The following is a 25,703-nucleotide window of genomic DNA, read 5'->3' on the forward strand; positions in this document are numbered from 1 at the left end:
CCCCCCGTGTACCTCGCGGACTCCCGCGGCAGCAAGGCCCCCGTCGCCCCGGACACGACCATCCGTCCGGGGCGGCGGCCGCCCGCCGTGCCCGGCACCGTCCTGGCCCTCGGCGCGGTCAGCCTCATCACCGACATCTCCTCCGAGATGGTCACCGCGGTCCTCCCGCTCTACGTGGTCGCCGCCCTCGGACTCTCTCCCCTCGGCTTCGGCCTGCTCGACGGCATCAACAACGGGGTCGGCGCCCTGGTCCGGCTGGCCGGCGGCCACCTCGCCGACCGCGGCGGGCGGCGGCACAAGATGGTGGCGGGCATCGGCTACGGTCTGTCCGCGTTCTGCAAGCCCCTGCTGCTGCTCGCGCACACCCTCCCCGTGATCAGCGCCGTGCTCGCGCTGGACCGCACGGGCAAAGGGCTCCGTACGGCGCCCCGGGACGCGATGATCTCGCTGTCGACCCCGCCCGAGCGTCTCGGCAGGGCGTTCGGCGTGCACCGCGCCATGGACACCACCGGCGCACTGCTCGGTCCGCTCGCCGCCTTCGCCGTGCTCCGGGTCACCGTCGACGGCTACGACGCGGTCTTCGCGGTCAGCGGGTGTGTGGCGGCGCTGGGAGTCCTGGTGCTGGTGCTCTTCGTACCCCGGCAGGTCGCGTCCGCGCCGCGTCGCGCCCCCGAACACGGCGCGCCCCGGCCGGACGCGGGCGGACCCACCTCCCGGGAGCCGCGCGCCACACTGCGCGACTCGGTCGCCCTGCTGCGCCGGCCCGCGCTCCGGCGGCTCACCGTGTGCGCCGTGCTGCTCGGCCTCACCACCGTCAGCGACTCCTTCCTCTACCTGCTGCTCCAGCGTGAACTGCGCCTGCCCGTCCACCTGTTCCCGCTGCTGCCGCTGGGCACGGCCGCCACCTTCCTGCTGCTGGCGGTACCGATGGGCGCGGTCGCCGACCGGGTGGGACGGCGCCGGCTCTTCCTGGCGGGACACGGATTCCTGCTGCTGGGGTACGGGTTGGTGCTCCTCGCGTCCCGGGACGCCGGCGCGTCCGTGGTGGTGGCCGTCCTCGTGCTGCACGGCGCCTTCTACGCGGCCACCGACGGGGTGCTGGCGGCGGCCACCGCCCGTGTTGTCCCGCCGGACCACCAGGGCGCGGGGCAGGCCCTGGTGGGCACCGGCCAGGCGCTGGCCCGGTTCGTCTGCTCGCTCGCCTTCGGCGCGGCCTGGACCCTGTGGGGCGGCCGGACCGCGCTCGCGATCACCGCCGCCGCGCTCGTCGCCGCCGCCGTCGCGGCCTCCTTCGTCCTCCGTACCGCCGATGAGGTGTCCGCATGACCCGCACCACCCGCCTGGTGATCCTGTTCGCCGCCGTCCTGCTGCTCGGGGCGGCCGGCACCGGCGCGGTGCTGCACGCCGCCAACCGTTCCGGCGAGCGGAACCAGGAACAGGCGGGCGGCGCGCCCGTCAGCACCGGTACGGTCTCGCTCCGGCCGGACACCGGGCGCCGCCTCCTCGTCCGTAACCTGGCCTGGGGACCGCACCGCGACGAGATCGCCACCGTCCCCGCCTCCCGGCCCGACGGACCGCGCACCGTCTCCGGTGTGAAGTGCCTGCGCTTCCACGCCGCCGCCGGGACCGGCATCTGCCTCCAGGCCCGGCGCGGCGCGCTGGAGGACACGTACCGCGCGGTGGTGCTCGACGCGGACCTGCGCGAAGTGCGGGACTATCCCGTCGCCGGCATCCCCACCCGGGCCAGGGTCTCGCCCTCCGGGCACCTGGTCGCCTGGACGGTCTTCGTCAGCGGCGACTCGTACGCGGGCACCGCCTTCTCCACCCGTACGTCCCTCGCCGACGCCCGTACGGGGGCGATCGACGACAACCTGGAGACGTTCGCGGTCGTGAAGGACGGCCGCCCCTACCACGCCTCCGACGTCAACATCTGGGGTGTCACCTTCGCCGACGACTCCCGCTTCTACGCGACGCTGGCCACGGGCGGGCAGACGTATCTCGTCCAAGGGGACCCGGCCGCGCGGACGCTGACGACCCTGCACCGCAACGTCGAGTGCCCGTCGCTCTCGCCCGACGGCAGCCGGATCGCCTACAAGAAACGCGTCCCCGGCGCACCGGCGGACGCGCCCTGGCGGCTGTACGTGCTCGACCTCCGCGACATGACGGAGACCGCCACCGCCGAGCGGCGCGACGTGGACGACCAGGCGCTGTGGGCGGACGGCTCCACACTCGTGTACGCGCTGCCGGGCGACTACGGCTCCGACCTGTGGACGGTGCCCGCCGACGGCGCCGGGGCGCCCCGGCGCCTGATGCGCTCTGCCGTCGCCCCGGCCTACCTGGGCTGAGCCGGACCGCGCCCTTCCGGCGGTCAGTTGTTGCGGCTGAGCGTGCCCGTCGCGGTGATGGAGCCGGTGATCTCGTAGAGGAGCCGGTCGCTGCCCGAGCGGGTCAGGCTGATCTCGACGTCGTCCACGCAGTGCGAGTTGTGGGTGATCTTCTCGCGTACGGTCTGTCCCTCCGCGTCCTCGTCGAGCAGAATCCAGTGCCCGCCGCACCCCAGCGACGGGTACTCGACGGTGGCCACCTGGCGGCCCGTCTTCCCGCCGGTGTAGTCGACCTTCACCGAGTAGTCCTGGGAGCCGCTCTGGTCGATCATGCCGCTCCACCTGCCCCGGTAGGCGAAGGGCTTCCCGGCGGGGGCGGGCGCCGAGGACGCGGTGCCGGTGCCGTTGCCGTCCGCGACCGGGTCCCGCGCCGTGTCGCCCTCCGGCTTCAACAGGACGGCCACCAGGGCCAGGAGGACAACGGCGCCGAGGGCCGACGGCAGCACCCAGCGGCGCCGCCGGCTCCGGCCGTACGGCGGCTGATACGGCGTGGTGTAGGGCTGCGGGGTCGGGTAGGGCTGCGGACGGGGCGCGTACGGCTGCGGATACGGAGGCCGGAAGGCGGCGGGGTGGGGAGTCGGGTGCGGGGTGGGCACGGGCGGGCGGGGCGGCGGGGTCCGATGGCCTGGGGCGTGCATGGTCGGCAGGCCGTGGACACCGGGAGGTCCGGCCTGCCCGCCCTGACTGCCGGGGCCTCCCTGGACGGTCGGGTTGCCATGGACGTTCGGCCCGCCGGGCGGGCCGTCCAGTTGTGTCCGCTGCGGTCCGTCGAGGCTCAGGAGACGGGCCGAGCGGCGGCCGATCTCGGCGCTGAGGGCGGGCGGCAGCCAGGTGCTCCGCTGCTCGCCGTCCGTCGCGCCCGCCGCCGCCGCGACGATCTCGTCCAGGGCCGGCCGCTCCGCCGGATCCTTCGCCAGACAGCGGTGGATCAGGCCCGCCAGCGCCTCCGGGACCCCCTCCACGTCCGGGGGATCCTCGATGACCCGCATCATGAGGGCGTAGCTGCCGCTGTCGGAGTCCCCGAACGGATGCCGGTTGGTCGCGGCGAACGCGAGGACCGAGCCCAGGCTGAAGAGGTCGCTCAGGGCGGTGACGTCCTTGCCCCTGACCTGCTCGGGCGACATGTAGCCGGGGGAGCCGATGACGGCTCCGGTCCGGGTGGCGACGCTGGCGTCGGCCGCCCGCGCGACACCGAAGTCGATGACCCGGGGGCCGTCGAGGGTGAGCATCACGTTGGACGGCTTGAGGTCGCGGTGGACGAGCCCGACGGCGTGGATGTTGCGCAGGGCCTCGGCGAGTCCGGCGGCCAGCCACCACACCGTGGTCCCGGGCAGCCGCTGCCCGAGGGGCGCCGCCGCTTCGTGCAGGGTGACACCGGGAACGTAACCGGTGGCGAGCCAGGGAGTCGGGGACTCGGTGTCGAACGCGAGGACGGGCGCCGTGAACGCGCCGTCGACCCGCTGAGCCGCCCGTACCTCCGCGCGGAAACGGCGCCGGAACTCGGTGTCGTGGGACAGCTGCGGGTGAATGACCTTCACCGCGGCCATCCGTCCCTGCGTCGACCGCCCCAGATACACCTGGCCCATCCCACCGGCGCCGAGCCGGCCGAGCAGTCTGTACTCCCCGACCCACGACGGATCTTCGGTCCTGAGTGGTTCCACGATGATGCCCCCCCGATCAACTGCTGTGGCAACGGCGCTCATTCTTGCACCGGAGAGTGCGGACACGCCCCAGGTCCGGCCCGCCGGGCCGACACGAATGACGGCGGGATAGCGTGCCGGAATGGGAGAACGCACAGTGGAACAGGCCCCCGGGCTCTGGGAGTACGCGCTCGCCGAGGCGGACGAGCTGGTGCTCTGGCACCTCGGCACCGCCGCCGCCCGGCAGGACCGGGCCGAGGAGGTCCAGGAGCACCACGGCCCCGTGGTGGTGCTGCTCGCGGCGGCCCTCCACGACCGGGCCCTCGCCGCGGACCTGGCCGGTACCGACCTCGACCGGGTGGAGCTGCCGGCCGCGTACCAGCTCCTCGAAGAACACGCCGCCTCCGCCGTTGAGGCGGCGCCGGCCGCCGAGGGGCTCGGGGGCGAGCAGCGCGAGCAGCTGCTGGCCGACCGCGAGTCCCCGGCGTTCGACATCGTCCGTACGGCCGCCCTGCGGGTCCTCGCCGGACACCTCGCGGACGGCGGCCCTCTGCTCGCCGACCGCGCCGGCGCGCTCGCCGCTGAGGGCCGCGCCCGTCGGCTGCGCCAGCTGGAACACCGCGGCCCGGCCGGCGCGATCTGACCGCCGTACGTTCTTCAGGGCGGACTCAAGGGCCTGTTCAGGACATGCGTGCGGACACCACGGCCACCAGGTGCCGCGCCGCGACCCGCGCACCGTCCGTGCGCACCGCGCCGGCGAGGTCCCGCGCGCGGGCCGCCACGTCCGGGGCCAGGCCGGCCCACCCGCGCGACACGATCACACGGCGTCCGAGCACGCGGGCGGTCCGGATCATCGTCCCGCTGAGGTCGCCGGCCGCGCGGACGCTGCCGAAGCCGAAGCAGACGGGTGGTTCGCCGGACATCGGCGGGGGCGCGTGGCGACGCTGACGTCCGCCGGCCGGCGCAGCTCCTCGGGCGTGGGCGGCGTCCGCGTGGCCGGCGGGGAGGCCTCGGTCGAGCGCGCGGTCGGGCGCAGCTCGGGTCCGACGGACGTGAACGGGATCCCGAGCGTGCCGGCCCACTCCCGGAAGTCGGGCGGCGCGCACAGCCTGACGTCCTCACCGAGGGCCCTCAGCTGCACCGCCGGCGCCATCAACGGCTGGACCTCGTCCCGCGATCCAGGAAGAGCCGTCACCGGTACGGTCACACCGTCAGCGACTCGCCCGGTGCGAGGATCGTCAGCGCCGTTCCCGTCAGGCCGCCCTCACCCAGAATCGCCGCGGTGGACTTCTGCCCCAGCTCGCTGAGCAGCAGTTCGTGGATCTGGACGACACGCTGCGGCTTCACGGCGCGCACGTAGTCCGCGGCCTCGCTCAGCTTCGTCCACGGTCCGCTCGTCGGCAGCAGCAGTGTCCCGACCAGCGCGTTCGGTACGTGGTAGGAGTCGCCGGGGTGGAAGACCGCGCCGTCGACCAGGTAGCCGACGTTGTCCGCGACGGGGATGTCCGGGTGGATGGGGGCGTGCCGCTCCCCGTCGACCGCGACGGAGAAGCCGCCGACGGTGAACGTGTCCCCGGCGGTCACGGCCGTCACCCGGCCGGCGTGCTCCCCGAGCTGTTCCGTCACGACCGCGGGGCCGAAGACCACCAGGTCGGGCCGCGCGTCCAGCGCCGCGGAGATCAGCTCGGCGTCGAAGTGGTCGGCGTGCTCGTGCGTCACGAGCACCGCCGCCGCGCCCGCCACCGCTTCCTCGGCCTCGGGAGTGAACTTCCCCGGATCGAGGACGAGGGTCACGCCGTCCTTCTCCAGGGCGACGCAGGCGTGGGCGTATTTGGTCAGCTTCATGGTGGCTCCTCACGGACGGCGGCGAACTGTACAACGCGAGTGTACAACTTGGCTGTATAAGGTGTTCGGGAGGGCGCGTGCCGAGGGTCCTGGCCTACGCCTGCCCGTCGTCGTACGCCGCCAGCTTGTCCAGGAGCCCGGGCAGCGCCTCCAGCTGCCGGCGCTCGTCCGCGTCGAGCGCGACCGCGATGGCGCCCGCCATCCAGTCGCGCCGGGCCCGGCGGTCGGCCTCGACGGCCTCGCGTCCGGCCTCCGTCAGGGAGACCAGGACGGCCCGGCCGTCCGCCGGGTCGGGGCGGCGGCGCACGTAACCGAGCTCCTGCAGCTCCAGCACGGTGCGGCTCGCGCTCTGGTGCCGCACGCCGCGCCGCTGCGCCAGGGCCGCGATCGTGGCGTCGCCCTCCCGGCTGAGCAGGCCGAGTGTGGAGGTGTGGGGTCCGCTCAGCGAGTCGGCGTGCGCGCGGGTGACCCGTACAAAACGGCCGATGGACTCCCGCAACCGGTCGGCCAGGATCTCCTCGTTCTTCATGGGGCAATAATACAGCCTAGCTGTATATCTGCGCTCCGTCGATCGGCTCAGCCCGCGGTGACCCTCGCCGCGAAGGCGTCCAGGTTGCCCGACATGCGCGCGAGCCGCTCGTCCAGGGTCAGGGACTCCTCGTACCGGCCGGCGCGCAGCCTCGGCTGCCGCTTGCCCCGTACGTACAGCGGGCACGCGAGGTCCGCGCAGATGTAGGTGCCGACCGTGTTGCCCCGGCGGCCCTGGGCGCCCGCCAGAGGGGCGACGAGCAGGGCGACCCCGGAGGAGGCGTGGCCCGTCAGGCAGATCTGGCACAGGCTGGACTTCACCACGCTGGTGCGGTTCACGGAGGGGACGCGCAGGGAGATCCCCAGCGGCCCCCGCGCCCCGGGCAGCACCAGATGGGCCCGCAGCGGCGCTCCCGGATCCACCCACCCGAGGAAGTCCAGGTCGTCCCAGGGCAGTTCGGCGAAGTGGAGCGGCAGCCGCAGCCGCGACGCCTCGCCCTTGGTGCTGTTCACGAAGGACGAGCGGATCTGGTTCTCACTGAGAGGTTCCACGGGCGTCGACCCTATGCCTCGCGCCGACGTGCCCGCATCGCGTTATTCGCCCGGTGCGCGGCCGGTCTGCCGGGCGAGGCGGTCGCGGAGCCGGGTCAGGCGGCCGATCTCCGCGTCGAGGGCGGCGAGCCTGCGGCCGACGACCTCGGAGGTACGGGCGCCGGGCTCGGCGGAGCCGCACCGCTGGGGCGGGTCCTGGGCCAGCAGATCGATGCGGTCCACGAAGCTGCGCAGATCCTCGACCGTGAGACCGAGCGCCAGCAGTTCGCGGACGACCCGGACGCGGGCCACCTCTCCGGGACCGTAGTCCCGCTGGCCGGAGGCGGTGCGTACGGGCGGGGGCAGCAGCCCGCGCTCCTCGTAGAACCGCAGTGCTCTGGGCGTCGTCCCCGCCGCCGCTGCCGCGTCACCTATCCGCATCCTGACCCCGCCCCCCGGCCGCTTTCCCCTACGACTTCCGCACCGTCACAACTCCACCACCACGGCCCCGAAGTGCCGTCCTTCGATCAGTTCCGTCAACGCCTGCGGGGCCCGTGCCATGCCGGGGATCCGTACGTGCGGAAAGCCGATCTCACCGGAGCGGAGCCAGCCGCCGAAGCGCTCGGTCCACTCCGCCTCCACCCCGGGGTGGTCCGCGCCGCTGTAGCCGCGTACGGAGACGCCCTTGACGACGATCCGGAAGGCGTCGATCTCGGTCGGGGCGCTGCCACCGCGCCGCGCCGCCGACAACTGGCCGGAGAGCGCGCCGACCAGCGCGAAGCGCGCGCCCTGCCGGGCCGCGCCGAGCGCGGCGGTCAGCTGCTCGCCCCCGACGGTGTCGAGCAGCACGTCGATGCCCCCCGGCGCCACCTCGGCGAGCCGCGCCGCGAAGGGCCGGGTTCCTCCCCGCAGTACGACGGCGTCGTAACCGCACTCGGACACCAGCCGCTCCGCCTTCTCGCGCGAACCGGTAGTGCCGATGACCCGGTCCGCGCCCAGCAGCCGCGCGATCCGCCCGGCCAGCGAGCCCACCGCCCCCGCCGCGCCGGTGACGAGGACGGTGTCGCCGGGGCCGACATGGGCGAGCCGGGTCAGCGCGCCGTACGCGGCCGACCCCTGGGCGAGGTGGGCGACCGGGTCCGGCAGCGCGCCGTCCAGAGGCGTGCACCCGGTGACGGGGAGCAGGGCGTGCTCCCGCCAGCCGAGCAGGTGGGAGACCGTGTCGCCGGGACGCAGCGGGCTGTCGTCCGCCGCGGCGACCACCTCGCCGACGGCCGGCCCGAACAGGGCGTCCCCCGCGTGCAGCGCGGGCAGCGGGACTCCGTCGACCTCCCCGCCGATGAGGGTGCGCAGGCCGGGAAAGACGAGGAAGTGGGTGTTCCTGACGAGCACGTGCCCCGGTCCCGGCGGCGGAAGAGGCACTTCGGCGAGGGCGAAGTGCTCCACGGCGGGCAGCCCCGGGGGCGTGGTGACAAGCCGGACCTCGCGGGTGAAGGCGGGCAGGGCAGGGGGAGTGGGGAGGGCTGTGGTCATGGCCGGACTCCTGGACGGGACGGCGCGGCGGAGCGGTACGCGCCCACCGCGAAGGCCCGGCGACGCTAACCCCTGACGCGCACGTCAACGTCAAGGCACCTCCTGAGGAGGTGCCCCGGAACACCCTCCTGGGACGGCGTCCTCAGTCCGTGACCCGGCTGCGGTTCTGGTACGCCAGGTCCAGGTACTCCGGGTGCCGGCTCATCCACGACGAGATGAACGGGCACGTCGCCAGGACCGGGAGATCCCGGGTCCGCGCGTCGTCGAGGACCGCTCGGGCCAGTACGCCGCCGACGCCCTGGCCCTCGTACTCCCGCTCCACCTCCGTGTGCGGGTAGACCACCAGGTTTCCCGTACGGATGTAGTCGGCGTAGCCGGCCAGTCGGCCCTCGACGCGGGCCTCGAAGCGGTTGAGCTCCTCGACGTCCTTCACGGTCACGAACACGGTCTCCGACACGCTGTCTCCGTACGCTGGTGGGGCTCCGTGGGCGGCCCACGCCGGGCGGCCCACCCTCATCCCATCATCCCGGGCCCGGCGGGTCCGTTTGCGGAGGGTCCTGCCCCGGCGCACGCTGGAAAGCGGTGCAAGCAGCGAAGTGAGGCGTCATGACCCCTTCCATCGTTCACCACAGGACGGCATCCATAGACGGTCTGGACGTGTTCTACCGGGAGGCGGGTGACCCGGCGAATCCGGCGATCCTGTTGCTCCACGGATTCCCGTCCAGTTCCCACATGTTCCGCGACCTGATCCGCGCGCTCGCGGACGACTACCACCTGGTGGCACCCGACCACATCGGCTTCGGCCGTTCGGCCATGCCACCCGTCGACACCTTCGACTACAGCTTCGAGAAGCTGACTGAGGTCACGGAGGGGCTGGTCGCCCACCTCGGGCTGGAGCGGTTCGCGCTGTACATCCACGACTACGGGGCTCCGATCGGCCTGCGCATGGCCAGCCGGCGGCCCGAGCGCGTCACCGCCCTGATCACCCAGAGCGGCAACGCGTACATGGAGGGTTTCACCCCCTTCTGGGACCTCCTGTTCGCCCACGCCAAGGACCGCGAGGCGAACGAGGCGGAGGTACGGAAGCTGTTCACCCTGGAGGCGACCCGCTGGCAGTACACGCAGGGCACGCCCCGGGACCGGCTGGACCGGATCGCGCCCGAGGCGTGGCTCATGGACCAGGCGGGCCTCGACCGGCCGGGGAACAGCGAGATCCAGCTCCAGCTCTTCTGGGACTACCAGTTCAACCTGGACCTCTACCCGGTCTTCCACGAGTACTTCCGCGAACACCAGCCCCCGCTCCTCGTCACCTGGGGCGAGAACGACGAGATCTTCGGGGCGGCGGGCGCCGAGGCGTACCGCCAGGATCTGCCGAAGGGCGAGTTCCACCTGCTCGACGCCGGGCACTTCGCGCTGGAGACACACGGCGACGAGATCGCCGGACACATCCGTGACTTCATGGGGCCGTTCGTCTGAGCCCGTTCTGCCGAGCCTCACGAAAGGGGAGGTCGCCGATGGCAGGTTCCGTCGACCCCGACCGTACGGAATGGGATGTCATCGTCCTGGGAGGCGCCGCCGCCGGCGAGAACGCGGCCCAGTACGCCACACAGTTCTCCGGTCTCGACGCGGTGCTCGTCGAGGCGGAACTGCTGGGCGGTGAGTGCTCGTACTGGGCGTGCATGCCCAGCAAGGCACTGCTGCGCCCCGGCGACGTCCTGGACACCGCGCACCACGTACCCGGCGTCGCCGCCCTCGTGGAGGGCGGCACACTCGACGTCCCCGCCGTACTGGCCCACCGGGACACCGTCGTCAACCACCTCGACGACACCTCCCAGGTCCGGTGGGCACTGGACACGGGCATCGACGTGGTGCGGGGGTACGGAAGGCTCGCGGGGGAGCGCGTCGTACGGGTGACCGGGCCCGACGGCGGTGTCCGTACGCTGACGGCCCGTCACGCGGTGGTGATCGACACGGGATCCACCAGCACCGTACCGCCGATCCCCGGCCTGGCCGACGCCCGCCCGTGGACCTCACGGGACGTCACCAGCCTGCACGAGGTGCCACCCCGCGTCGTGATCCTCGGCGGCGGCGTGGTCGCCTGTGAGTCGGCGACCTGGCTCCGGTCACTGGGGGTCGCCGAACTGACCCTCGTCTACCGCGACGACGGTCTCCTCCCGCGCTCCGAACCCTTCGCCGGGCGCATGGTCGGCGACGCGCTGAGCGGCGCGGGCGTGCGCCTGCTGCCGGGCCGGGCGATCACCCAGGTGCGCCGGGAGGACTCCCGTGACACCGGGACGGGGATGCGGCACGGCGGCGAGGTCACGTGTGTGCTGGACGACGGTACGACCCTGGTCGCCGACGAGGTGGTGGTCGCCGCCGGGCGTACCCCGAACACCGGGGACATCGGGCTGTCGTCGGTGGGCCGCCCCGACGGCGGCTATCTGGAGGTCGACCACCACCAGTCCGTGTGCGCCGTACCGGGCCAGTGGCTCTACGCCGTCGGCGACGCATGCGGACGCGCGCTGCTGACCCACATGGGCAAGTACCAGGCGCGGGTGGCCGGCGAGGTCATCGCCGCGCGCGCCGCGGGACAACAGCCGGACAGTGCGGAGGACAGCCCGCTGAACGCCGCCGCGGGACACCGGGGCGCCCCGCAGGTGACCTTCACCGATCCGGAGGTCGGCTCGGCCGGCCTCACCGAGCGGGAGGCGCGCGCGGCCGGCATCGACGTCGAGACGGTGGAGTACGACATGGCAGGCCTCGCCGGTACGTACGTGATGCGCGAGGACTACACCGGCCGGGCCCTGCTGGTCCTCGACCGGGCCACGGACACGGTGGTGGGGGCGACGTTTGTCGGACCGGACATCGCGGACCTCGTCCACGCGGCGACCACGGCCGTCGTCGCGCGGATTCCGGTTCCCGTCCTCTGGCACGTCGTCCCCAGCTACCCCACCCCGTCCGAGGTCTGGCTCCGCCTGCTGGAGACACTGCGGACGCAGCGGCGGACCGGGCGGGCCGGCTCCTGACGGAGGCCGGGCAGGCCGGGCGTCAGCTCTTGATGAAGGCCAGCAGGTCCGTGTTGAACCGCTCCTTGAACGGGCTGACCGACATGAGCCCGTGCGGCGCCCCGGGATAGACCTTGAGCGTCGAGTCCTTCACGATCTTCGCCGACTTGGGGCCCGCCGCCACGATGGGCACGATCTGGTCGTCGTCCCCGTGGATGACCAGGGTCGGGACGTCGAAGCGCTTGAGGTCCTCGGTGAGGTCGGTCTCGGAGAAGACCTTGACGCAGTCGTACGCGCCCTTGAACCCGACCTGCATCGACCACATCCAGAACGCGTCCCGCACACCCTGCGAGACCGTCGAACCCTTGCGGTTCGCCCCGTAGAACTGCGCGCTGAGGTCCGCGTAGAACTGCGACCGGTCGGCCAGCAGTCCGGCGCGGATGTCGTCGAAGGCACCGATCGGCGTGCCCTCCGGGTTTGCGTCCGTCTGGAGCATCAGCGGCGGGATCGCGCTCAGGAGGACCGCCTTGGCGACCCGGGACGTCCCGTGCCTGCCGATGTAGCGGGTGATCTCACCGCCGCCGGTGGAGTGGCCGACGAGGATCACGTCACGCAGGTCCAGGGCCTCGATGAGCTGGGCGAGGTCGTCCGCGTACGTGTCCATGTCGTTGCCGTTCCACGGCTGTTCCGACCGTCCGTGTCCCCGGCGGTCGTGCGCGACGGCCCGGAAGCCCTCGCGGGCGACGAGGTGCATCTGGTCGTCCCAGGCGTCGGCGTTGAGCGGCCAGCCGTGGCTGAACACGACGGGCTGTCCCGACCCCCAGTCCTTGTAGTGGAGATCGGTTCCGTCGGTCGTGGTGAGGGTGCCCATGACGTGCGTTCCTTCCGGCAGAGGTCTGCGGATGCTGACACCGACCGGTCACCCGCTCAAGCCGACCCACCAGCGAACCGCCAGATGCCCCGTACCGTGGTTCATTCGGCCCACACACGCCCGCCGGACGCGGTCGCGTCCGGCGGAGCGTGCCGTGCCGTCAGGGCTGGAGGGCGAACCGGACCGTCCGGGACTTCTTCCACTCCGCGTGGTCGAGATCCTTGGCCTCGGTCCCGTCCCCGTACAGATCCGCAGAACCGTTGTCGGTGATCAGCTGGACGCGCGGGTCCTGCGCGGCCGGATCGGGCACGTCGACGATGGCCTCCCAGCCGCCCGGGTCGGTGGTGGGCAGATCGAGCCGCTTGACCGGCGCGTGGCCCGCGACACCGTCCCAGGAGTAGAGGGCGTACGGGGCGGAGTTGTCCTCGGCCGCCCAGGAACCGGCGAGGACGAGGAGCCCGCCCGAGGCGTCGCGGCGGATGTCCCGGACGCTCAGGCCGCCGAGGTCGAGCGTGACGGGCGTACCGAAGGTGGCGTGGACCTTGCCGCCGACGGACGTGGCGAGCTTGTCCACGTTGGTGACCGGGACCAGCAGCGCCTTCCCGCCGTTGGCCGGCGGCACGAGAGGCGCCCGGAAACCGACGTAGGCGGTGGTGGTGCTGCCGGGGGCGAACTCCAGGCCCTCCGCGTTGAACCCGTCGATCTGCTTGGGGACCTGGCCGGACGCGGCGCCCGCGGCGAAGCCGTACCGGTTCTGGGCGGCCTTGTCCCAGGCGATCAGGTCCGCGCGCAGCCCCTGGTACGAGCCGGCGAGCGCCAGCTGGGTGTCGGCGCCCGACCCGGACACGGTGGTGGTGAAGAGCGTGGAACGCTCGGCCTTCACCTTGCCGTCCTTGTTGTTGCCCAGGGAGCCGTTCCAGTAGATCGTGTCGCCGACGCGGGTCCCCGCCTCGATGTCGATCTCGCCGTCGGCCTTGAGCTGGGAGCTGAAGTCCCAGGTCCGCACCGGGGCGCCCGAGGCGTCCCGCCGGTACAGGCGCAGGGTGTTGGACTCGTCGTCGGCGACCACCGCGTAGCCCCCGCCGGCGTCCACCGCCGCGGAGGCGTCGCTGGAGCCGGTGAAGTACCGGGTGTCGGCGGGGGACCGCACCGCCGCGGACGCCGCGTAGTGCAGCTTCGTGGTGGCCGTCTTGCCGCCCGCGCCGGTGACCTGGATCGTCAGGTCGGTGTAGCCGGTGGCACGCGCCTGTACGGCTATCTCACGACTGCCGCCGGTGCCGGTGACGGTGACATCTCCCGTACCCGCGACCGAGGCGCGGGAACTGGCCGAGGCGCGGACCGTCAACGTCGCCGCGTCGGTGGCCTGCTGCGCCACCCGCACCGTGACCGTCGGGTCTCCCGTCGCGCCCACCGCACCGGACACATAGGCGGTGGACAGGGTGAGGGTGGGGGTGGCGGGGGCCGCGGCGGCGGCCGGGAGCGCGGCGGGTACGGAGAGACCGGCGACGAGCGCCAGCGTGACACCGCGACAGACCGCGAGGTGGCGGCGGCGGTCGGAGGACGCGGTACGGGACGCGGTACGGGACAACACCACGGTGACGACCCTTCGTTGACGGCTCACCCGATCCGCGGACGAGCACACGGTCCACAGGATGGAGCAGCTGTTGATCATTCTGGGCGGGGTCGCGGTGTCCGGCCGGTGAACGGTGGGTCAAGGGAGGGTATGTAAGAAAATCCGCCCGGCGAGGTCCGCCGTGCCCGGGGGGCCGCGCACCGGCGTGTCACCGGCCGGCCGGGGCCGTGGTCGATAACGTCGGAGTCTCTCCTGACCGCTCCCCTGGGGGTACCGCACGTGGCGGATCTTGTCTTCGTCGTGGTCACTGTCGCCGTGTTCGCCCTGCTCCATCTGATCGCGAAGGGAGTGGGCCGGCTGTGACCACCGACAACATCGTCGGGCTGTCGGCGGCGGCGCTGCTCGTCGTGTACCTCGTCTTCTGCCTGATGTTCCCCGAGCGCTTCTGACCGCGCCCGTACCCGCCTCCGCTCTCCCTCCCGCAACACCCCGAACCCGCGGCACCCTGAACCCGCAACACCCCGAACCCGCAACACCTCGAACGGTGGAAAGCCCTCGATGAACGACACCCTCGCGGGGTGGCTCCAGATCCTCGCCCTGGTGGCGGCGCTCGCGCTGTCCTTCCGGCCGCTGGGCGACTACATGGCGTACGTCCTCACCTCGCCCCGCCACTCGGCGCTGGAGCGCGCGCTGTACCGCCTCGGAGGAGTCAACGCCGACGCCGACCAGCCCTGGTCCGCGTTCCTGCGCAGTGTGCTCGCCTTCGCGCTCGTCTCCGTGCTCTTCCTCTACGGTTTCCTCCGGCTCCAGAACCACTTCGTGCTGGGGCTCGGCACCCCGGCCATGGACACCGACCAGTCGTTCAACACCGCCGTGTCGTTCGTGACCAATACCAACTGGCAGTCGTACTCGGGGGAGTCGGCCCTCGGCCATCTGGTGCAGATGTCCGGTCTCGCCGTCCAGAACTTCGTCTCCGCCGCCGTCGGGATCGCCGTCGTGGCCGCCCTCATCCGCGGCTTCACCCGGCAACGGACCGACCAGGTCGGCAACTTCTGGGTGGACGTCACCAGGATCGTGCTGCGCCTCCTGCTGCCCATCTGTGTCGTCTTCGCGATCGTGCTGGTGGCGGCCGGGGTGGTCCAGAACCTCCACGGCCTCCAGTCGGTCACCACTGTCGCGGGCGGCGAGCAGAGCATCACGGGCGGCCCGGTCGCCTCCCAGGAGGTCATCAAGGAACTGGGCACCAACGGCGGCGGTTTCTACAACGCCAACTCCGCCCACCCGTTCGAGAACCCCAACGGATTCACCAACTGGCTCCAGATCTACCTGCTGATGGTGATCGCCGTGTCGCTGCCCCGGACCTTCGGCACGATGGTCGGCGACCGCAGGCAGGGTTACGCGATCGTCGCCGTCATGGCGGTGATCTGGGCCGCCTCCGTGGCGATCGTGACGATCAACGAGCTGTACAAGGTGAGCAGTACGGCGGGCCACGCGGCCGGCGGCATGATGGAGGGCAAGGAGCAGCGGTTCGGCATCTGGGCCTCCGCCCTGTTCGCCGCGTCCACCACCCTGACGTCCACCGGGGCGGTGAACTCCTTCCACGACTCGTACACCCCGCTCGGCGGCGGTATGACGATCTTCAACATGATGCTGGGGGAGATCGCCCCCGGCGGTACGGGCTCCGGCCTCTACGGCATCCTGATCCTGGCGATCGTCGGTGTGTTCGTGGCGGGCCTGATGGTGGGCCGTACGCCCGAGTACCTGGGCAAGAAACTGCGCGGACAGCAGATGAAGTTCGCCTCGCTGTACATCCTCACGACCCCCGCGGTCGTCCTGGTCGGGGCGGGCGTCGCGATGTCGCTGCCGGGAGAGCGGGCCGCGATGCTCAACTCCGGGCCGCACGGCTTCTCCGAGGTGCTGTACGCCTTCACCTCGGCGGCCAACAACAACGGATCGGCCTTCGCCGGGCTGTCGGTGAACACGGTCTGGTACAACACCGCGCTGGGCCTGGCGATGGCCGTCGGCCGCTATCTGCCGATCGTGTTCGTGCTGGCCCTCGCCGGGTCCCTCGCCCAGCAGCAGGCGGTCCCCGCCAACGCGGGCACGCTGCCCACGCACCGGCCGCTCTTCGTCGGCCTGCTGATCGGCGTGATCCTCATCGTCGTCGGCCTCACCTACTTCCCCGCGCTCGCGCTGGGTCCGCTCGCGGAAGGGCTGCACTGATGGCCACGACCTCGGCCCCGCCCCCGGGGCCTTCCGCGCAGGACGCCTCCCGGGTCTCCGGCGGTCTGCTCGACCCGCGACAGCTGGTGGCGTCCTTCCCCGAGGCACTGCGCAAACTCGATCCGCGGGTGATGTTCCGCAACCCCGTGATGTTCGTGGTCGAGGTGGGCGCGGTCCTCACCACGTACTCGGCGATCAAGGACCCCAGCGTCTTCGCCTGGGTGATCACCGTCTGGCTCTGGCTGACCAGCGTCTTCGCCAACCTGTCCGAGGCGGTGGCCGAGGGGCGCGGCAAGGCACAGGCCGAGACGCTGCGCCGTACGAGAACGGACACCGTCGCCCGCCGCCTCACCCAGGGGTGGCGGCCGGGCGGCGCCGGCACGGACGAGGAGGAGGTGGCCGCCGACCGGCTGCGCGTGGGCGACTTCGTGGTGGTCGAGGCGGGGCAGGTCATCCCCGGGGACGGCGATGTGGTCGAGGGGGTCGCCAGCGTGGACGAGTCGGCGATCACCGGTGAGTCGGCTCCGGTCATCCGCGAGTCGGGCGGCGACCGTTCGGGGGTCACCGGCGGGACGAAGGTGCTGTCGGACCGGGTGGTCGTACGGATCACCTCGAAGCCGGGGGAGACCTTCATCGACCGGATGATCGCCCTGGTCGAGGGCGCCGCCCGGCAGAAGACCCCGAACGAGATCGCCCTCAACATCCTGCTGGCCTCCCTGACCGTCATCTTCCTCGTCGCCGTGACCACCCTCCAGCCCTTCGCGATCTTCGCGCACGCCGAGCAGACCATCGTCATCCTGGTGGCCCTGACGGTCGCGCTGATCCCGACGACCATCGGCGCCCTGCTCTCGGCGATCGGCATCGCGGGCATGGACCGGCTGGTGCAGCGCAATGTGCTGGCCATGTCCGGCCGCGCGGTCGAGGCGGCCGGGGACGTCAACACCCTGCTGCTGGACAAGACCGGCACCATCACCCTCGGCAACCGGCAGGCCGCCGAGTTCCTGCCCGCCGAAGGCGTCGGGGCGGAGGAACTGGCCGACGCCGCCCAGCTGTCGTCGCTGGTGGACGAGACCCCCGAGGGCCGCTCGATCGTCGTCCTGGCCAAGCAGCTGTACGCGCTGCGCGCCCGCGGCGAGGGGGAGTTGGCGGGCGCCACCTTCGTGCCCTTCACCGCGCAGACCCGGATGAGCGGCGTCGACATCGAAGGCCCGGACGGCGGCCACTCGCTGCGCAAGGGCGCGGCGGCCGCGGTGATGCGGTGGGTGCGCGAGAACGGCGGCGAGACGATGGGCGGTGTCGGCACACTCGTGGACGGCATCTCCGCCAGCGGGGGAACGCCCCTCGTCGTCGCGGAGTCGAGCCGGGAGGGAGACACCCGTACCGCCCGGGTCCTCGGGGTGATCCACCTCAAGGACGTCGTCAAGGAGGGCATGCGGGAGCGGTTCGCCGAGCTGCGGCTGATGGGGATCAAGACGGTCATGATCACGGGTGACAACCCGCTGACCGCACGGGCCATCGCGGACGAGGCGGGCGTCGACGACTTCCTCGCGGAGGCCACCCCGGAGGACAAGATCGCGCTCATCCGCCGGGAGCAGTCGGGCGGCAAGCTCGTGGCCATGGCGGGGGACGGGACGAACGACGCCCCGGCGCTGGCGCAGGCGGACGTGGGCGTGGCCATGAACACCGGCACCTCGGCCGCCAAGGAGGCCGGGAACATGGTGGACCTGGACTCCAACCCCACCAAGCTCATCGAGATCGTGGAGATCGGCAAGCAGCTGCTCATCACCCGCGGCGCGCTCACGACCTTCTCCATCGCCAACGACGTCGCGAAGTACTTCGCGATCATCCCCGCGATGTTCGCCGCCGTCATCCCCGGGCTGGACCAGCTCAACATCATGCGCCTGCACAGCCCGACGTCGGCGATCTCCGCCGCGGTCATCTTCAACGCGCTGATCATCGTGGCGATGATCCCGCTGGCCCTGCGCGGCGTCCGCTACCGGCCGTCGTCCGCGTCCGCGCTCCTGGCCCGCAACATCCTGCTGTACGGGTTGGGCGGCCTTGTCCTCCCGTTCGCGGGCATCAAAGTCATCGACCTGATCGTCCAGTTCATCCCCGGCCTGCGCTGACCCCCAGGAGAACGCCCCGTCATGCCCTCCTCCCTCTCCTCCGCCGTCCGGCAGCATCTGGCGGCGCTGCGGATGCTGCTGGTGTTCAGTGTGATCACCGGCGTCGCGTACCCGCTGGCGCTCACCGGGATCGCCCAGGGGCTCTTCGCCCACCAGGCCAACGGCTCACTGATCAAGGACGGCGGGAGGACCGTGGGCTCCAGCCTGATCGGCCAGAACTTCACCCTGCCGCTGCGCGAGGGCGAGACCACCGGCCGTCCGGACCCCCGGTGGTTCCAGCCGCGCCCGCCGGCGGCCGGCACCACCGGGTACGACCCGACCGCCACCGGTGCCTCCAACCTGGGCCCGAACGACGCGGGGCTGGTCGCCACCATCAGGCAGCGCAGGGCCGCGGTGGCCGCGTTCGACGGGGTGCGGCCGGAGACCGTGCCCGCCGACGCGCTGACGTCCTCGGGCTCGGGCATCGACCCGGACATCTCGAAGGCCTACGCGCACCAGCAGGTGGCCAGGGTCGCCAGGGCCCGCGGGCTGAGCCCGTCCCTCGTACGGGAGACGGTCTCGCACCACATCAAGAGCCGGAACGTGGGCTTCCTGGGCCAGCGGGCGGTCAACGTCGTGGAACTGAACCACGAACTCGCGGCCCTGAGCTGAGCCTTGAGCTGACGGCGGGCCGCCCTGACACGCGAGGGAGGGGGCCCGGACCGGGCCCCCTCCCCCTTGCGCTCTACGCCCCGTGGCTCAGGTCAGCGTCACCTTCTTGTGCGGTGACGTACTGGACAAGAAGCTGCCGTTGCCCGCGTAGACGGCGGTCACGGTCGCCGTGCCCTTCTTCTTCGGCATGGTGACGGAGAAGCTCAGCACGCCCTTCTTGGCGGCGGACAGGCTGACCTTCTTGGTGGTCGAGGTGGTGCCGACCTTGGCCGTGACGGTGATCGTGCCGGTCGGGTACGCGGCGCCGCTGTGCCCGCCCACCGTGACCTTGACGGTCTGCGACTTCCCTCGCGCCAGCTTGGTCTTGGAGAGGCTGAGCGCCGTGGTCGTCTTCGCCTTCAGCACCGTGAGCTTCTGCGAGGCGACCCCGCTGGGAGCCACGAAGTCGGTTCCGTCGTAGGAGACGGAGACCGTGTGCGCGCCGACGGCTAGGGAGGCGGGCAGCTTGAACGTGCCCGTTCCCGAGGCCCCGACCTTGGCCTTCAGGCCGGACCCCGTGCCGTACGTGACGGTCACCGTGCCCTCCTTCGCCCCGGCCACCGCGAAGACCCCGGAGACCCCGTGGCCGTAGGAGGTGGACTTCGCCACCAGCGACATGGCCAGAGAACTCTGACCCTTCGTCAGAATCAGTCCCACCGGGTCGGACGCCGACACGTCCGCGGACGCGGAGCCCGCGAACGAGGCGGTGAAGGTGTGCGTCCCCGCCTTGAAGCCGGACGGAATCCGCAGGGACGCCGTCCCGCCGCCGACCGGGGCCGAGCCCAGGACGGTGGCGCCGTCCCGGAAGGTGACCACCGCGCCGTCGGTGCCCGGCCCGGTGACCGCCGCCTTGAGCGTGACCGCCTCGTTGATCCGGGGCGCGGCGGGGGAGAGAGTGAGCGCCGTCGTGGTGGTCGCGAGGACCTCGACGGACGCCGTACGGGTGTAACCGGACCCCGCCCCGACCGCGCTGACCTGCGCGCTGCCGTAGGCCTGGTCCGCGGGGACGGTGGCCTGGAACGAGACCGTACCGTCGCTCCCGGCGACCGCGCTGCCGAGCGCGGCCGAGCCGAGCGTGAACGCCACGCTCTCCCCGGCGCGGTAGCCGGACCCGCCGAGGGTGACGGCGGCCCCCGGCTCCGGCTTGGAGTCGCCGACCGTCAGCGGTCCCGGCCGGGAGAGCGCCTCGTACTCCGCGCAGGGGTCGCCCTGGACGCCGACCGGCGGCGCGGCGGTCGCGGTGCCGGTGACGCCGTCGTCCTCGCGCACCGTGAGGGTGCCGAAGTCCTGGACGCCGAGGACCGCGTACGTGGAGTTGGACACCCCGAGCTTGAAGGCGGTGGTGGGAGCCGTCCCCGCCACGGTGTCACCGGTCGCCGGGATGTCGGTCACCTGGCAGGTCGTGCCGGGCGCGAAGGTGACCTTCTGCATCGCGAGCCCGACCTTGCCGGTCGCGGAACCCACCACGGTGAGGTACGCGGAGACCGGGGTCGTGCTCGGCCGCGACAGGTACACCGCCGCCGTGGACACGCCGGGTCCGTTGCCCTCCTCGGTCCTGGTCGACGCGACGTTGACCGTCGGCCGCGCCTGGACCTTCGGCGTGCCCAGCGCCTTGCTGTTGAAGCCCAGGTCGGAGAGGTACACCCCGCCGGCCGGTACGCCGTCGGCGCCGACGGCCCCCGTGAAGGTGACCTTGGTCAGGTGGGTGAGATCGAGCCCGGCGGCGGCCAGGGTGGCGGTGGGGACCCGTACCTGCTGGAGCACGATCTTGCCCAGCGTCGTCGAGCCGCTGGCCGGCATCCTGGTGACACCCCACGGGTTGAGGGCCGACACCGGACTGCTCCACGTGTGCCCCGACGCGTCGGCCACACTCAGGGTCATGTCCGTGCCGGTGGTGACACTCTCGTCCGGCGACATGCCGACGGCCAGTTCGTCGTAGCGCGAGGCGTTCTGCCGGTCGGCCGCGAGCGTCACGCCGAGCGCGCCGGTCGCCGCGGTCCACGTCAGGTGCGTCATCACGTTGAGCGGCACGTTCGGGGCGAACGACGCCGGTGTCCAGTGCGGGAGTTGCTGGTTGGTGAGCGTGCTCCCCGGGTTGGTGCACAGCGGATACGGCTGCGGAACGGTACGCCCGGACTTGTTGGCGCAGACCGTCGCCGTGGCCGTCGACGTGGTGCCGATGAGCGGGCTGGTCGTCTTGAACGAGGCGATGTCGCGCCGTGCCGAGGTCGGCTGCTGCGCGATCGTACGGATGTCGGCGAAGGCGGCCACCGACGGCGGCACCAGCTCGGAACCGTCGAACAGGCCCTGGAACTGGGTCCGGCCGCCGAGGGTCGCCTCGAAGAAGCCGGCGATGTAGGCGGCGCCCACCTGGTACTGCTGCGCCGCCGTGAGCCGGATGTTCTTGCCCGAGGCCAGCGCCGCGGCGCTCGTCCCGCAGACGGCGTCCGCGGTGCTCGACCAGTCGTCGGAGCCGCCCGGAGAGGGCGGGGTCCACTGCGAATTGAAGAAGTTGTGGTCGGCGCCCATGACCCAGACGTTGGAGCGCAGGACGTCGTCGTCGGGGAACGCGTCCCGCGAGTCCGCGTAGAAGTGCTGACCCTGCTGGTCGGAGACGTCACCGTCGCAGTACGGCAGCATCGTGGTGGTGACCACGTCCGGCAGTGTCGTACGGGTGAAGTCGACCGGGGCCAGGGGGAGTACGGACGTGAGGTGCCACGGCTGCGGCAGGCCCGCGTTGAGCGCGGCGGCGGACACGACGCCCTCGCCGCCCCGCGAGTGGCCCATCAGGCCGATGGAGCCGAAGTCCATGGTGCCGACGAGCTGCTGCGCCGTCACCGTGCCGCCGGGGTAGGTGGCGTCGCCCGAGTCGAGGGCCTGGGCCAGGGTGACGTCCTGGTCGGTCGCCGCGTCGTGGTGGGCGACCGGCTCGCCCGCGTTGGCCTTCTTCAGCATGGCCAGGGTGTCCAGGACCAACTGGCCCCGGCTGTTGGCCCCGTTGTCCGGGGCGAGCTGGTTGTCGTTGGCGTTGATGGCGTTGGCCGAGATCGAGACGACGGTGACGCCGTCCGCCGCGAGTGCCTCGGCGGCGGCGTCGTACCCGGCGTAGCTGAGGATCGGCGCCGTACCCACCGGACAGGGCCAGCCGCTGGCGCCCCGCAGGGTGGTGGTGTTGTAACAGGAGCTGTGCCGGCCGTGCAGGAAGATCGCGACCGGGTGCGGCTTGCCGTCGGTCGGCAGGTAGATACGGCCCTCGAACTCGCCCCGGATCCCGCCGATGTTGGTGAGCGGGACCGACTGCGTACCGAAGTTGTAGTCGGCGATCGTGTAGGAGCCCCGGCCGATGGTCGTGGGATCGTCGGACGTCGTCCCCGATCCGCCGACGCCTTCGGCGACCACGCCGGTCCCCGGGCTGTCCTCGGCGTCGGCCTCGGCCGTCGCCTCGGTCAGCTTCCTGGCCTTGGCCTGGGCGCCCGCAGAGAGCAGGCTCGTCGGCCCGGTGGCGGTGCTGTCGCCACCGGCGGACCACCGCCAGTCGACCTTCCCTGCCGTGGCGACCGACGGGTCGGACGTCGTCACCGTCAGGGTGCGTCCGTCGCGGGACTCCTTGGCGGGGCCGAGATCCGTACCGTCGGCGACCAGTTCGGGCAGGTCGCTCCTGACGGGCAGGGCCGTGTCCAGCTTCAGCGACACGACGTATCCGCCGGCGGCCCGGGTGACGGTCCAGCCGTCACCGGAACGAACCACCGAGGTGTCGGGGCCCGTTGACGGGCCTGTCGACGCCGCGGCCGGGAGAGCCCCGGTCATCGAGAGAACGCTCAGGGCCAGCAGGCCCGCTGTTCCTCCGGCAAGCGGACGCAGCCACGTCCGCATGGGTCTTGATATGTCCACCTGTGCCTGACCTCACTTCGGTGTGCGCGAGCGACTGCCGCCCGTGCGGGATGAGTCCGACGACGCGGCTGCCGCGAATGATCGACAGCCGGACGAACGTTCACATCTCAACTACCTCTGTGGGGTGAGGAAACCCAGATGTTCCTTGTTTTTGACCGTGACGTCATGTAAAGCAGGCGGAAAGGTGAGGTGTGGGGATATGTCAACCCACACCTCTGACCTGCTACTTCGTGAAACGTGTTACATGAACCGAAAACGGGTCGCGGCCCCCGGAACGGCCGTTGGCATGTGCCGGTGGCGTATCACTCCTCCCGTTCGAACTCCGCCTGCGCGCGCATTTTGTCCTGGTCGACCTGCGCCGCCGTGTACAGATCCTCGACGAAGCGCCGTGTGTCCTCGGGGTCGGATTTTTTCTCGCCCGTCATGTCCTGAAGGCGGGAGGTCCAGTCGTCGATCGGATTGCTCATCGTGAGCCCCTTCCCTGCCACTGCTCGACATCGCATACATCCGGTAGGCGGGTGAGTGCGAAGAGTGGCGGAAACGCACGCTCGCCCACCGTGGCCCGGGGGTCCGGCATCCACCATTTTAGAACGGTTCGTGCTCGAAGCCGACATTCTTCGCATATTCACCTCATCGCTTATTGTTCTTGTAAGGCCCATAGTGTCCGTTCGGGCACGCGCGTGGTGTCCGGCGGCGCCGGTGGGCCGCCCACCAGGGGCGGAGGTGAGCGTGCATGGCCGGTCAGACGTCCTTCCTCTCCCGTACGGGCCCCGGCCTCGCGCTGGACTCCGTACTGGAGCGGGCCGTCCGTGACACGGGGGCGTACGCGGGCGGTGTGTGGCTGCTGTCCCCGCCCGACCGGAAGATCCTGCGGCTCGTGGTCACGACCGGGGTGCCGCAGGCCGTCACACGGCCGTGGGAGCGGGTCTCCGTTGCCGCTTCCGTCCCGGTCGCCGACGCGACCCGTGAACGGCGGCTGGTGTGGCTCAGCCCCGACGGCGCGCTGTCACGCCACTACCCGCGCACGGGACTGATCCTGCCGTACTCGTTCGCCATGGTCGCCGCTCCGATCACGAGCGGCGGCACGGCCTGGGGCGCGCTGGTCCTGCTCTGGCCCGGCACCCATCCTTCCGAGCTCAGCGAGGCCGAACAGACCGCCACCGAGACGGCCTGCGCGGACCTGGCGGCGGTGTGCCGCCGCGCCGCCGAGCGGGGCGGCTCCACCCTGATCGGCCCCGAGCCGCGGGCGCTGTCCCCCCGCCTCTCGGAGCCGCCGGGACCGGCGCAGGCCCTGGCCGCCGTCGACTTCGCCGCGCGCCTTCCCGAGGGCGCCTGCTCGCTGGACCTGGACGGACGGATCGTCTTCATCAGCCCACGGGCCGGCGAACTCATCGGCCGGGACCCGGCGGACCTGGTCGGCTTCCTTCCCGCCGAGAAACTGTCGTGGCTGAGCGACCCGGTCTTCGAGGACCGTTACCGTTCCGCGGTGCTCAGCCAGCAGCCCATGACCTTCACCGCCCTGCGCCCTCCCGACACCTGGCTGACCTTCCGCCTCCACCCCGACCCCTCCGGCATCAGCGTGGTGATCACCCCGGCCCCCTCCGGCGAACCCGAGGGCGCTCAGCAGCCGCGGCACACCGACACCCCCGCGCCGGTCCGGCCCGGCACCCTCTACCACCTGATGCACCTGGCCGCCTCACTCACCGAGGCCGTCGGGGTGGAAGACGTCGTGGAGCTGATCGCCGACCAGATCGTGAGCGCCTTCGACGCCGAGGCGGTGGCCCTGGCGACGCTCCAGGAAGGCCGGCTGCGGATCATCGGCTCGCACGGCTTCGGCCCCGACCTCCTGGAGCGTTTCGACGCCATGCACGTCTCCGGCCTCAGCCCGGGATCGCTCGTCGCCCGCACCGGGACCGCCAGCTTCTTCGCCACCCGCGACGAGCTGGCCGAGGCGTTCCCGGAAGTGATCTCGCGGACGAGGAAGGGCGCCTGGGCGTTCCTGCCCCTCATCGCGTCGGGCCGTACCGTGGGCGTCTGCCTGCTCGCGTACGACAAGCCGCACCCCTTCCCCGACGAGGAGCGCGCGGCCCTCACCTCGCTGGCGGGACTCATCGCCCAGGCGCTCGACCGTGGCCGGCTGTACGACGCCAAGCACCGGCTCGCCCAGGGCCTCCAGGAGGGCCTGCTCCCGCAGAGACTCCCCGGCGTCACCGGCCTGGACGTGACAGGGCGCTATCTGCCCGCCACGTACGGCATGGACATCGGCGGCGACTTCTACGACCTCATCCGGCTGGACGACACCACCGTGGCGGCGGTGATCGGTGACGTCGAGGGCCACAACGTCACGGCGGCGGCGCTGATGGGACAGGTCCGTACCGCCGTCCACGCCTACGCGACCGCCGGCGCGGCCCCCGGTGAGGTCCTCGCCAGGACCAACCGCCTCCTCGCCGACCTCGCCCCCGACCTGTCCACGAGCTGCCTCTACGTCCAGGTGGACCTGGCGGCCCACCGGGCCCGGCTGGTCACGGCGGGCCACCCGCCGCCGCTGCTGTACGCCCCCGACGGGCACGCCGAGACGATCCCCCTGCCGGCCGGGGTCCTGCTGGGCGTGGACTCCGGTGCCACGTACGAGACCGTGGACGTCGCGCTGCCGCCGGGCAGCCTGCTGATGATGTTCACCGACGGTCTGGTCGAGTGCCCGGGAGTCGACATGGACGAGGCCGTCAGGGACGTCGCCCGGCGACTGGCCCGCAGCGAGGAACGATCCCTGGACGCCCTCGCGGACAACCTCCTGCTCCCGGGGCCGTGCGGCCCGATCCGCAACGACGACATCGCCCTCCTCCTGCTGCGCTCCGCGCCCTAG

Annotated in this window: 22 protein-coding genes; 10 read left to right on the forward strand and 12 right to left on the reverse strand. The window is 72.0% G+C overall.

Features of this window, described 5'->3' with window-relative positions; translation table 11 throughout:
- The first annotated feature begins 6 nt into the window (after nt 1-6).
- Both ACIO1C_RS15205 and ACIO1C_RS15210 read left to right on the forward strand, forming a co-directional pair.
- Nucleotides 7-1,326, forward strand: coding sequence for an MFS transporter (locus tag ACIO1C_RS15205; RefSeq protein WP_401863058.1), 1,320 nt, complete (start codon nt 7-9; stop codon nt 1,324-1,326).
- Nucleotides 1,323-2,345, forward strand: a complete 1,023-nt coding sequence (locus ACIO1C_RS15210; RefSeq protein WP_401863060.1) for a TolB family protein — start codon at nt 1,323-1,325, stop codon at nt 2,343-2,345. Before ACIO1C_RS15205 ends, ACIO1C_RS15210 begins: the two co-directional genes overlap by 4 nt.
- A gap of 23 nt (nt 2,346-2,368) precedes the next feature.
- Here ACIO1C_RS15210 and ACIO1C_RS15215 read toward each other — a convergent pair whose 3' ends face one another.
- The gene (locus ACIO1C_RS15215) at nt 2,369-4,045 is read right to left on the reverse strand and encodes a serine/threonine-protein kinase (protein WP_401863063.1); all 1,677 of its coding nucleotides are present in this window, start codon (nt 4,043-4,045) and stop codon (nt 2,369-2,371) included.
- 121 nt (nt 4,046-4,166) lie between these two features.
- Here ACIO1C_RS15215 and ACIO1C_RS15220 point away from each other — a divergent pair, with 121 nt between their 5' ends.
- On the forward strand, nt 4,167-4,667 hold the full coding sequence (locus tag ACIO1C_RS15220) for a hypothetical protein (protein ID WP_401863065.1): 501 nt from the start codon (nt 4,167-4,169) through the stop codon (nt 4,665-4,667).
- 37 nt (nt 4,668-4,704) lie between these two features.
- Here ACIO1C_RS15220 and ACIO1C_RS15225 read toward each other — a convergent pair whose 3' ends face one another.
- The 7 genes from ACIO1C_RS15225 to ACIO1C_RS15255 form a co-directional block, all read right to left on the reverse strand.
- A complete protein-coding gene (locus tag ACIO1C_RS15225) occupies nt 4,705-4,947 on the reverse strand; it encodes a hypothetical protein (RefSeq protein WP_401863068.1) in 243 nt (80 codons plus the stop codon).
- A 280-nt stretch (nt 4,948-5,227) separates the two neighbouring features.
- Nucleotides 5,228-5,869 (reverse strand): MBL fold metallo-hydrolase, encoded by a 642-nt coding sequence (locus tag ACIO1C_RS15230; protein ID WP_401863071.1) that lies wholly within the window; start codon nt 5,867-5,869, stop codon nt 5,228-5,230.
- Between the two features lie 94 nt (nt 5,870-5,963).
- Nucleotides 5,964-6,398: a MarR family winged helix-turn-helix transcriptional regulator gene (locus tag ACIO1C_RS15235; protein WP_401863074.1), complete on the reverse strand. Its 435-nt coding sequence runs from the start codon at nt 6,396-6,398 to the stop codon at nt 5,964-5,966.
- A 47-nt stretch (nt 6,399-6,445) separates the two neighbouring features.
- On the reverse strand, nt 6,446-6,949 hold the full coding sequence (locus tag ACIO1C_RS15240; protein WP_401863076.1) for an FBP domain-containing protein: 504 nt from the start codon (nt 6,947-6,949) through the stop codon (nt 6,446-6,448).
- A 42-nt stretch (nt 6,950-6,991) separates the two neighbouring features.
- Entirely contained in the window at nt 6,992-7,369 is a 378-nt protein-coding gene (locus ACIO1C_RS15245; protein WP_401863079.1) for a MerR family transcriptional regulator, read from the reverse strand.
- Between the two features lie 45 nt (nt 7,370-7,414).
- Nucleotides 7,415-8,461 (reverse strand): MDR family NADP-dependent oxidoreductase, encoded by a 1,047-nt coding sequence (locus ACIO1C_RS15250; RefSeq protein WP_401863081.1) that lies wholly within the window; start codon nt 8,459-8,461, stop codon nt 7,415-7,417.
- Between the two features lie 142 nt (nt 8,462-8,603).
- Nucleotides 8,604-8,918, reverse strand: a complete 315-nt coding sequence (locus ACIO1C_RS15255; protein ID WP_401863084.1) for a GNAT family N-acetyltransferase — start codon at nt 8,916-8,918, stop codon at nt 8,604-8,606.
- 149 nt (nt 8,919-9,067) lie between these two features.
- Here ACIO1C_RS15255 and ACIO1C_RS15260 point away from each other — a divergent pair, with 149 nt between their 5' ends.
- Together ACIO1C_RS15260 and ACIO1C_RS15265 are read left to right on the forward strand one after the other, a co-directional pair.
- The gene (locus tag ACIO1C_RS15260; RefSeq protein WP_401863086.1) at nt 9,068-9,937 is read left to right on the forward strand and encodes an alpha/beta fold hydrolase; all 870 of its coding nucleotides are present in this window, start codon (nt 9,068-9,070) and stop codon (nt 9,935-9,937) included.
- A gap of 38 nt (nt 9,938-9,975) precedes the next feature.
- Nucleotides 9,976-11,487 carry a dihydrolipoyl dehydrogenase family protein gene (locus ACIO1C_RS15265; RefSeq protein ID WP_401863089.1) on the forward strand — a complete coding sequence of 504 codons (1,512 nt, stop codon included), beginning with the start codon at nt 9,976-9,978 and terminating at the stop codon, nt 11,485-11,487.
- A 22-nt stretch (nt 11,488-11,509) separates the two neighbouring features.
- Here ACIO1C_RS15265 and ACIO1C_RS15270 read toward each other — a convergent pair whose 3' ends face one another.
- Both ACIO1C_RS15270 and ACIO1C_RS15275 read right to left on the reverse strand, forming a co-directional pair.
- Nucleotides 11,510-12,337, reverse strand: a complete 828-nt coding sequence (locus ACIO1C_RS15270; protein WP_401863091.1) for an alpha/beta fold hydrolase — start codon at nt 12,335-12,337, stop codon at nt 11,510-11,512.
- Nucleotides 12,338-12,497: 160 nt separating this feature from the next.
- Complete coding sequence (locus ACIO1C_RS15275) at nt 12,498-13,853, reverse strand: hypothetical protein (RefSeq protein WP_401863219.1); 1,356 nt, start codon at nt 13,851-13,853, stop codon at nt 12,498-12,500.
- A 416-nt stretch (nt 13,854-14,269) separates the two neighbouring features.
- Here ACIO1C_RS15275 and ACIO1C_RS15280 point away from each other — a divergent pair, with 416 nt between their 5' ends.
- The 4 genes from ACIO1C_RS15280 (at nt 14,270) to kdpC (ending at nt 18,910) form a co-directional block, all read left to right on the forward strand.
- The gene (locus tag ACIO1C_RS15280) at nt 14,270-14,359 is read left to right on the forward strand and encodes a potassium-transporting ATPase subunit F (RefSeq protein ID WP_401863094.1); all 90 of its coding nucleotides are present in this window, start codon (nt 14,270-14,272) and stop codon (nt 14,357-14,359) included.
- Between the two features lie 109 nt (nt 14,360-14,468).
- The gene (gene kdpA / locus ACIO1C_RS15285; protein ID WP_401863097.1) at nt 14,469-16,133 is read left to right on the forward strand and encodes a potassium-transporting ATPase subunit KdpA; all 1,665 of its coding nucleotides are present in this window, start codon (nt 14,469-14,471) and stop codon (nt 16,131-16,133) included.
- Nucleotides 16,133-18,259, forward strand: a complete 2,127-nt coding sequence (gene kdpB / locus ACIO1C_RS15290; protein WP_401863100.1) for a potassium-transporting ATPase subunit KdpB — start codon at nt 16,133-16,135, stop codon at nt 18,257-18,259. Before kdpA ends, kdpB begins: the two co-directional genes overlap by 1 nt.
- A 21-nt stretch (nt 18,260-18,280) precedes the next feature.
- Nucleotides 18,281-18,910, forward strand: a complete 630-nt coding sequence (gene kdpC, locus ACIO1C_RS15295; RefSeq protein ID WP_401863103.1) for a potassium-transporting ATPase subunit KdpC — start codon at nt 18,281-18,283, stop codon at nt 18,908-18,910.
- An 87-nt stretch (nt 18,911-18,997) separates the two neighbouring features.
- Here the strand turns inward: kdpC and ACIO1C_RS15300 are convergent, their stop codons facing one another.
- Both ACIO1C_RS15300 and ACIO1C_RS15305 read right to left on the reverse strand, forming a co-directional pair.
- Nucleotides 18,998-22,756, reverse strand: coding sequence for an Ig-like domain-containing protein (locus ACIO1C_RS15300; RefSeq protein ID WP_401863105.1), 3,759 nt, complete (start codon nt 22,754-22,756; stop codon nt 18,998-19,000).
- A gap of 386 nt (nt 22,757-23,142) precedes the next feature.
- Nucleotides 23,143-23,307 carry a hypothetical protein gene (locus ACIO1C_RS15305; protein WP_401863106.1) on the reverse strand — a complete coding sequence of 55 codons (165 nt, stop codon included), beginning with the start codon at nt 23,305-23,307 and terminating at the stop codon, nt 23,143-23,145.
- Between the two features lie 266 nt (nt 23,308-23,573).
- Here ACIO1C_RS15305 and ACIO1C_RS15310 point away from each other — a divergent pair, with 266 nt between their 5' ends.
- The gene (locus ACIO1C_RS15310) at nt 23,574-25,703 is read left to right on the forward strand and encodes a SpoIIE family protein phosphatase (protein ID WP_401863109.1); all 2,130 of its coding nucleotides are present in this window, start codon (nt 23,574-23,576) and stop codon (nt 25,701-25,703) included.

The organism is Streptomyces sp. NPDC087420, from assembly GCF_044744165.1.
In the GTDB taxonomy this organism is placed as follows: domain Bacteria; phylum Actinomycetota; class Actinomycetes; order Streptomycetales; family Streptomycetaceae; genus Streptomyces.

Coding starts and splice junctions, on each gene's coding strand:
- ACIO1C_RS15270 (WP_401863091.1), bottom strand. CDS start 12,337: ATGGGCACCCTCACCACGACCGACGGAACCGATCTCCACTACAAGGAC.
- kdpB (WP_401863100.1), top strand. CDS start 16,133: ATGGCCACGACCTCGGCCCCGCCCCCGGGGCCTTCCGCGCAGGACGCC.
- ACIO1C_RS15225 (WP_401863068.1), bottom strand. CDS start 4,947: ATGTCCGGCGAACCACCCGTCTGCTTCGGCTTCGGCAGCGTCCGCGCG.
- ACIO1C_RS15230 (WP_401863071.1), bottom strand. CDS start 5,869: ATGAAGCTGACCAAATACGCCCACGCCTGCGTCGCCCTGGAGAAGGAC.
- ACIO1C_RS15305 (WP_401863106.1), bottom strand. CDS start 23,307: ATGAGCAATCCGATCGACGACTGGACCTCCCGCCTTCAGGACATGACG.
- kdpA (WP_401863097.1), top strand. CDS start 14,469: ATGAACGACACCCTCGCGGGGTGGCTCCAGATCCTCGCCCTGGTGGCG.
- ACIO1C_RS15300 (WP_401863105.1), bottom strand. CDS start 22,756: ATGACCGGGGCTCTCCCGGCCGCGGCGTCGACAGGCCCGTCAACGGGC.
- ACIO1C_RS15250 (WP_401863081.1), bottom strand. CDS start 8,461: ATGACCACAGCCCTCCCCACTCCCCCTGCCCTGCCCGCCTTCACCCGC.
- ACIO1C_RS15310 (WP_401863109.1), top strand. CDS start 23,574: ATGGCCGGTCAGACGTCCTTCCTCTCCCGTACGGGCCCCGGCCTCGCG.
- ACIO1C_RS15220 (WP_401863065.1), top strand. CDS start 4,167: ATGGGAGAACGCACAGTGGAACAGGCCCCCGGGCTCTGGGAGTACGCG.
- kdpC (WP_401863103.1), top strand. CDS start 18,281: ATGCCCTCCTCCCTCTCCTCCGCCGTCCGGCAGCATCTGGCGGCGCTG.
- ACIO1C_RS15265 (WP_401863089.1), top strand. CDS start 9,976: ATGGCAGGTTCCGTCGACCCCGACCGTACGGAATGGGATGTCATCGTC.
- ACIO1C_RS15210 (WP_401863060.1), top strand. CDS start 1,323: ATGACCCGCACCACCCGCCTGGTGATCCTGTTCGCCGCCGTCCTGCTG.
- ACIO1C_RS15235 (WP_401863074.1), bottom strand. CDS start 6,398: ATGAAGAACGAGGAGATCCTGGCCGACCGGTTGCGGGAGTCCATCGGC.
- ACIO1C_RS15260 (WP_401863086.1), top strand. CDS start 9,068: ATGACCCCTTCCATCGTTCACCACAGGACGGCATCCATAGACGGTCTG.
- ACIO1C_RS15245 (WP_401863079.1), bottom strand. CDS start 7,369: ATGCGGATAGGTGACGCGGCAGCGGCGGCGGGGACGACGCCCAGAGCA.